We start from the raw sequence: 6,074 nt of genomic DNA on the forward strand, positions 1-6,074 counted from the left end.
CTTGCTATGGCTTTTTCGGTGATCATCGCGTGCGGCTCCCTTTGCTTGAACGCATTGTTCGCAAACGCTTATTTTAGCGCAAATGAGCTGGGCGGTGCGGCGATCCGCGTGTTTGCCTAAGGCTATCGGCCGGTGCTCCGCGTCTTGTGGGGAAGGGCGGAAACGGGCGCCGGCGTGTGACGTGCGCAGAGTCCGTCGGGCTGGCGAACATCGAAACCGATGCAGTGGTTGCAAAGGGAGCAGGCACGTGAGCGAAGGTCTTCGGGGCAAGGGCTCTGTATTTCCGGGGAACGGGGCCCGTGCGGGGCGGAGAGAACCTCCGACTCATGTCGTTTTGTGAGATAATCGAGCAAATGTTCGCGAAGCGTCGCTTTCGGGGCGTACGACGAAAGGGGTCGTCAATGAAGCTTGGGAACGTTGCGAAGGTCGCTGCCGCCGCTGCGGGCATAGCCGCAGGTGCAGGTGCCGTGGTTTATGGCTCGCGCGCGGCCACCATGGCCTCGATCAGGCAGGTCGCGCCCGCCGATGCGCCGTACGGCCTTTATGCCATGGACGTGTCCTATCGCTACGACCTCGACCGCATCATCGAGCGCGGTCTTGGAAGCGATCAGGGCAACATCGACGCCATCCTGGCCGAAGCGCTCCCGCTCGTCCCCGTTCATATGCAGGCACCACAGTTCGGGTGCAGCGCGTTCACGCTTGCAGACGGGCAAGGCGTGCTCATGGGCCGCAATTACGACTTCAAATTCGACACCTCCGCCATGCTCGTGCACACAGCCCCCGTCGACGGTTACGAATCCATCGGCTTTTGCGCGCTTGACAACCTCGGCGTGGTGGATGCGTTGCAGGCGAAATCGCGTTTCGCGTGCTTGGCGGCGCCGTTCGCCTGCCTGGACGGCGTGAACGAGAAGGGCGTTTCCTGCGCGGTGCTCACGCTGGACAGCAAGCCCACCTCCCGCATCACCGGCAAACCCGTCATCACCACGCCGCTCGCCATTCGCTTGGTGCTCGACCGCGCAGCCACTACGCAGCAGGCCGTCGACCTGCTGCTTTCCTATGACATGTTCGCCACCAGCGGACGCGATTACCATTTCTACATCACCGATGCGCAAGGCGACGGGCGCGTGATCGAATACGATTGCGACAGCCCCGAACGCATGCCCGTCGTCACGCCGACGCGTCAGGTCACGAACTTCTTCGTCATGCATGAAAACAAGGTCGCGCCTTTCCAGAAGAATGGGGCGTATGGGCATGGGCGCGAACGTTACGATGCTATCTCGGCGGTGCTCGACGAGTCGCCGGCGGGTACCGATGCCCAGGTCACGGCGTGGAAGGCCTTGCGGACGGCTTCGCAGGCGCCTAACCCCGAGGATGTCACCAGCAACACGCAGTGGTCCATCGTGTTCGATAACGAAAGCCTTACGGCAGATGTGGCATTGCGTCGTCGCTGGGACGATGTCCACCATGCCGACATCCACGGCAACATGGTGTGAGGTCCCGTTCTCGGGACGGATAGGCTTGGTGTTCGAGGCATGTAGTCGCGCCGGCATCTTGATTTGATGGCGAAGCGCAGCGCCAGCTCGTGCGTGCACATGATGTCGCGGGCGCTTGGCTCGAAGGGGCGTGCCGCGGCTTGCGCGGATACCGCCGGCTTACCGCGTTGCGAAGCGCGGCGCCAGCTCGCGCGTCTTCTCGATGAGCTTTCGGTAGATGCGCTCGCGTATCCACGGTTCGCTTGATAGGGTCACGGCTTTCTCGAGCTCCACCCATTTCACGCCGCTGTTCTCGTCGGCTTTGATGCGCACATGCTCGGCGGGGTCGGCCACTGCCAGGTACGTCACGTTCAGATGCAGGTGCGAGCTAACGTACACGCCGCGTTTGACGTGGCCGTCCACGGTGAGCACCTCGCACGACAGCACGTTGCCCGGCCCGCACGGCACCAGGCGTGCGCCGTGCACGCCCGTTTCCTCTTCCAGTTCGCGCAAGGCCACCGCCGCAAGATCGCGCTGTCCGTCCGCGTGCCCGCCGATCCAGCTCCACGAATCATATATGTTGTGATACACCAGCAGGGTTTTCGTGAACGTGGGGTCAACGGTCCAAATGGAGCATGCCATGTGGGCAACGGCCGTTCGATCGAACACCGCAGAGTCCGCTTCCAAGCGCGACAAGATAAGGTCGCGGTCGGCGGCTTCCTGCTCGTTGGCCGGGCGGAACGCTTGCAGATCTTCGTATATGCCCACGGCTGCTCCTTGAGATCGAAAAGGCCCGGGCGTGCGGCCCGGGCCTGTGACTGCGTGTCGATTATAGCAAGGTGTGCGGGTTCGGCTTGCGCCGCAAGACGAACGCGAGCGGCGGACCCTACATCCTAGTGGTGATGGCTGCAGGCGTTTTCCAGCACCATGCGCGCGCAATCGCCCGCGATGAACTTGTTCACCACATCGCCCACCATAGGGGTTTGCTGCTCAAGATAGATATCTACGCCGTATTGCGTGAAGCGCATGAACGGCGGCTGGCCCATGCCTGCGCAGATCATAGCATCGATGCCCAGGTTGTGCGCGAACTCGATGACGCCGCCGCAACCCACTTCGTCGTGATCGACGTTTTTCACCGATTCAACGCCGGTGACCTGACCGTCCTCGATGGTCACGAGCGTGAACCAGGGCGTATGGCCGAAGTGTCCGCTACGGGTGCTTGCCAGGCCTTCGCCGGTTTCGCTGGGGATTGCAACTTTCATGGTATCGCCTTTCTACGACGTATGCGTCGGGGCGTCTGCTCCGCGCGCCTCTCCTGCGGCCAACTCTAGCACAACGCCGCCGGCGCCCGCGAATCTTTTGATACTCTCCAAGTAGCATATTGGTAGGAATAACCGCCTGCTCGAGCGCTATAATGCCGGTATGGAGAAAACCCCGAACACATCGCCTGCCATCGCCGTGAGCGCCTGCCTGCTGGGCAGGCCGTGCCGCTTCGACGGGTCCTCGAAGCCCATCGATGCCGTTATGAGGCTCGGTCGCCGCTACAAGCTTGTTCCCATATGCCCCGAAGTTGCAGGGGATCTTCCCGTGCCGCACCCGCCGTGCGAGATCGTCGCCGGGTCCCGCCCGGTGCGCGTGGTGGACGCGACCGGCGACGACGTCACGCAAGCGTTTCATCTTGGTGCAAGCCGCTGCATGGAGCAGCTGCGCGACGCCGATTGCCGGGTGGCGGTGCTCAAGTCGAAAAGCCCTTCATGCGGAAGCGGGCTTGTGTATGACGGAAGCTTTACGGGCGCGCTCGTGCCGGGGTGGGGCGTTGCCGCGCAGCTGTTCCGCGATGCGGGTATCGCGGTGCTCGACGAATCCCAGGTCCAAAAGCTGGACATGCCGTCCGATCCTGCGCAGCCTTAAGGCGGCTGAGCCGCAAAACCGCAAAACCGCAAAACGCGATCGGGTCTCCTTGTGCATGCCGTGGGGCGCCGCCTGCCGCGCCGGTTCGCCCGGTGGCGGGGTGTATACTTCCCTAAACGAATGAGGCGGAGCCTGCTGTGCGCCGCGTGAATATGAAAGGACCCGCTATGCTGGTTACCAACCTTGCCCATGCGAACGGAAACGACTATCTCGGCCAGCGCTTCGCCAAGGCCTACGCCTTCCTCGCGCAGGATGGCCTGGACGCCTTGCCGCTCGGTCGCAACGAGATTGATGGCGACGACGTGTTCGCCAACGTGCAGGAATACGACACCGTTGCCGCTTCTGAAAAGCAGATGGAAGCGCATCGCGATTACTACGACGTGCAATTCGTCGTCTCCGGTCAGGAGCTTCTGCAGTACGCCCAGCTGAATGGCCTGCCCGAGTGCCAGCCTTTCGACGAGGAAAACGACTTCGGCCTGTACGAGACGCCCGAACAGTGCACGAACGTGGTGCTGCACGCCGGCGACCTGGCCGTTCTTGCGCCCGAAGATGCGCACAAGCCCGGCTGCACGCTCGGCTCCGCACCCTGCCACGTGCGCAAGATCGTCGTGAAGGTCCGCGCGTAACAACCTCCTTCAATAAAGGAAGCACATGAACAAGCAAGATCGCAAATATCTCAAGCGCCTGCTCGAGACCCCTTCGCCCACGGGCTGCGAGCAGCGTATCGCTGCCATGGTTCGCGAGCGCATGGAGGGCGTTGCCGACCAGGTCACCACCGACGTCATGGGCTCGGTCCATGCCCGTCTTGCGGGCAAGGGGACGGGGCCGTCGCTCATGCTGGCCGCCCATATGGACGAGATCGGCCTGATGGTGGTCAACGTCTCCGATGACGGGTTTTTGTCGGTTGCCGCCATCGGCGGTGTCGACGCCGCTATTTTGCCGGGGCTTCGCGTGGACGTGCACGCCACCGGCGCCGAGCATCCCTTGCGCGGCGTTGTGGGCCGCAAGCCCATTCATCTCATCTCAGCCGGCGAGCGCGATAAGGTCACGCCCTTGTCCGAGCTGGTCATCGACCTGGGCCTTCCGGCCAAGAAGGTCAAGCGCCTGGTGAAGGTGGGCGACCCCATCACGTTCGGCGTGGGCTTCGAGCGCTTCGGCAAGGACATGGGCGTCTCGCGCGCCTTCGATGACAAATGCGGCGTGTGGGTCATCACGCGCGTGCTCGAGGAGCTGGCAGCTGCCGGGGGTTGCGCGGGCGATGTCACCTGCGCATGCACGGTGCAGGAGGAGATCGGCACCCGCGGCGCCATCACCTCGGCGTTCGGCGTGCATCCCGATGTGGCGGTGGCCTTCGACGCCACGCATGCCACCGACTATCCGGGCATCAGCCACGCCAAGTTCGGCGATATCAAGTGCGGCGGCGGCCCGGTCATCGGCCGCGGCCCCAACGTCAACCCGCAGGTGTTCGAGCGCCTTGTCCAGGCCGCCAAGACCGCGGGCATCCCGTATCAGGTAGAGGCCCTGCCCGGCCACTCCGGCACCGACGCCTGGCCTATCCAGGTCAGCCGCGCGGGCATCCCCACGGGTTTGGTGTCCGTGCCGCTTCGTTATATGCATACGCCTACCGAGGTCATCTGCTTGGACGACCTTGACGCAACCGTTGCCCTGTTCGTGCAGTTCGCACGCGACCTGGAGTCCAGCGGCTCGTTCGTGCCCATGGCGGGTTGCGGTTCGGCGTCGCTCGATGCCTGTTCCGCGCGTACCGCGCAGGGGGAGTAACGTCATGAAAAAGCAATCCCAAGACATCGCGCGCAATCGCAAGGCGCTCCACGATTACGAGGTTCTCGAAACCTACGAGGCCGGCATCGCCCTGACCGGTACCGAGGTGCGCTCGCTGCGCGACAACCATTGCCAGCTCACCGACTGCTTCGCGCTCATCCGCCACGGCGAGGTGTGGCTGCATGGTGTCCATATCCCGCCGTACGCCTTCGGCAACATCGCCAACCCCGATCCCGACCGCAAACGTAAGCTGCTGCTGCACAAGAACCAGATCCGCAAATTGGAGCAGCAGACCAAGGAGAAGGGCATGGCGCTCGTCCCGTTGAAGATGTACTTCAACAAAAGCTCGCTCGTGAAGGTCGAGCTGGCGGTGTGCCGCGGTAAGAAGAACTACGACAAGCGCGCCGCCATGGCCGAGCGCGATTCGAAGCGCGAGATCGAGCGCGCGTTGAAGGAAAGGAGCCGTCGATGAGCGATCAGGAAGCTATGGGGGCCGAAGAGCAGGTTTCGGATAGCATTGCGGAACAGGCAGCGGAGGAAGCCCCTCAAGCTGACGAGGCGCCTGTCGCCGACGACGATCTCGAAGTCGTCGAGCTCGAGCTTTCCGACGACGATATCGTGCGTTATCTCGAAGATGACCAGGGCAACCGTATCGGCTTCGTCATCATGGAAGACGGCGAAGAGGCCGAGTATCTCTATGTCGAGGACGATGAGGACGAGGGCGAGGATGTCGGCGGCGAAGTTGTCGACGATGGGAGCCTGGGCATCACGCGCGACGGCGTGCAGCAGGCAACCGACGATATGAACGCCATCTTCAAGGACGGCGTGAAGATGGCCGCGGAATTCAAGGGCGCGTTCGACGACATCAAAAGCGCATTGGACTTCAGCTCGCTTTTGAAGTAAGATTATCTA

At 62.8% G+C, this 6,074-nt stretch carries 8 protein-coding genes; 6 read left to right on the top strand and 2 right to left on the bottom strand.

The features are described from left to right. Positions 1 to 401: 401 nt before the first annotated feature. On the top strand, positions 402 to 1,493 hold the full coding sequence (locus tag Q0H50_RS02145; protein ID WP_294418902.1) for a linear amide C-N hydrolase: 1,092 nt from the start codon (positions 402 to 404) through the stop codon (positions 1,491 to 1,493). Between the two features lie 159 nt (positions 1,494 to 1,652). Here the strand turns inward: Q0H50_RS02145 and Q0H50_RS02150 are convergent, their stop codons facing one another. Continuing rightward, positions 1,653 to 2,240, bottom strand: coding sequence for an NUDIX hydrolase (locus Q0H50_RS02150; protein WP_294418903.1), 588 nt, complete (start codon positions 2,238 to 2,240; stop codon positions 1,653 to 1,655). A 125-nt stretch (positions 2,241 to 2,365) separates the two neighbouring features. Further along, positions 2,366 to 2,734 carry a NifB/NifX family molybdenum-iron cluster-binding protein gene (locus Q0H50_RS02155; protein WP_294418905.1) on the bottom strand — a complete coding sequence of 123 codons (369 nt, stop codon included), beginning with the start codon at positions 2,732 to 2,734 and terminating at the stop codon, positions 2,366 to 2,368. A gap of 160 nt (positions 2,735 to 2,894) precedes the next feature. On the opposite strand from Q0H50_RS02155, the gene Q0H50_RS02160 reads away from it, so the two are divergent. The 5 genes from Q0H50_RS02160 to Q0H50_RS02180 all read left to right on the top strand — a co-directional run bounded on the left by Q0H50_RS02160 (position 2,895) and on the right by Q0H50_RS02180 (position 6,065). Further along, positions 2,895 to 3,383, top strand: a complete 489-nt coding sequence (locus Q0H50_RS02160; protein WP_294418908.1) for a DUF523 domain-containing protein — start codon at positions 2,895 to 2,897, stop codon at positions 3,381 to 3,383. A 167-nt stretch (positions 3,384 to 3,550) separates the two neighbouring features. Then, positions 3,551 to 4,009: a YhcH/YjgK/YiaL family protein gene (locus Q0H50_RS02165; RefSeq protein ID WP_294418912.1), complete on the top strand. Its 459-nt coding sequence runs from the start codon at positions 3,551 to 3,553 to the stop codon at positions 4,007 to 4,009. 25 nt (positions 4,010 to 4,034) lie between these two features. Then, positions 4,035 to 5,162 carry a M42 family metallopeptidase gene (locus Q0H50_RS02170; protein WP_294418915.1) on the top strand — a complete coding sequence of 376 codons (1,128 nt, stop codon included), beginning with the start codon at positions 4,035 to 4,037 and terminating at the stop codon, positions 5,160 to 5,162. 4 nt (positions 5,163 to 5,166) lie between these two features. After that, positions 5,167 to 5,634, top strand: coding sequence for an SsrA-binding protein SmpB (gene smpB, locus Q0H50_RS02175; RefSeq protein ID WP_294418918.1), 468 nt, complete (start codon positions 5,167 to 5,169; stop codon positions 5,632 to 5,634). After that, on the top strand, positions 5,631 to 6,065 hold the full coding sequence (locus tag Q0H50_RS02180) for a hypothetical protein (RefSeq protein WP_294418919.1): 435 nt from the start codon (positions 5,631 to 5,633) through the stop codon (positions 6,063 to 6,065). The genes smpB and Q0H50_RS02180 overlap by 4 nt, the downstream gene beginning before the upstream one ends. Positions 6,066 to 6,074 lie beyond the last annotated feature (9 nt).

It is taken from the genome of uncultured Senegalimassilia sp. (genome assembly GCF_934632265.1).
Lineage (GTDB): Bacteria > Actinomycetota > Coriobacteriia > Coriobacteriales > Eggerthellaceae > Senegalimassilia.

Excerpts from the sequence above, each read along its gene's own strand:
- Q0H50_RS02170 (WP_294418915.1), top strand. The coding sequence starts at position 4,035 with ATGAACAAGCAAGATCGCAAATATCTCAAGCGCCTGCTCGAGACCCCT.
- Q0H50_RS02160 (WP_294418908.1), top strand. The coding sequence starts at position 2,895 with ATGGAGAAAACCCCGAACACATCGCCTGCCATCGCCGTGAGCGCCTGC.
- smpB (WP_294418918.1), top strand. The coding sequence starts at position 5,167 with ATGAAAAAGCAATCCCAAGACATCGCGCGCAATCGCAAGGCGCTCCAC.
- Q0H50_RS02145 (WP_294418902.1), top strand. The coding sequence starts at position 402 with ATGAAGCTTGGGAACGTTGCGAAGGTCGCTGCCGCCGCTGCGGGCATA.
- Q0H50_RS02180 (WP_294418919.1), top strand. The coding sequence starts at position 5,631 with ATGAGCGATCAGGAAGCTATGGGGGCCGAAGAGCAGGTTTCGGATAGC.
- Q0H50_RS02155 (WP_294418905.1), bottom strand. The coding sequence starts at position 2,734 with ATGAAAGTTGCAATCCCCAGCGAAACCGGCGAAGGCCTGGCAAGCACC.
- Q0H50_RS02165 (WP_294418912.1), top strand. The coding sequence starts at position 3,551 with ATGCTGGTTACCAACCTTGCCCATGCGAACGGAAACGACTATCTCGGC.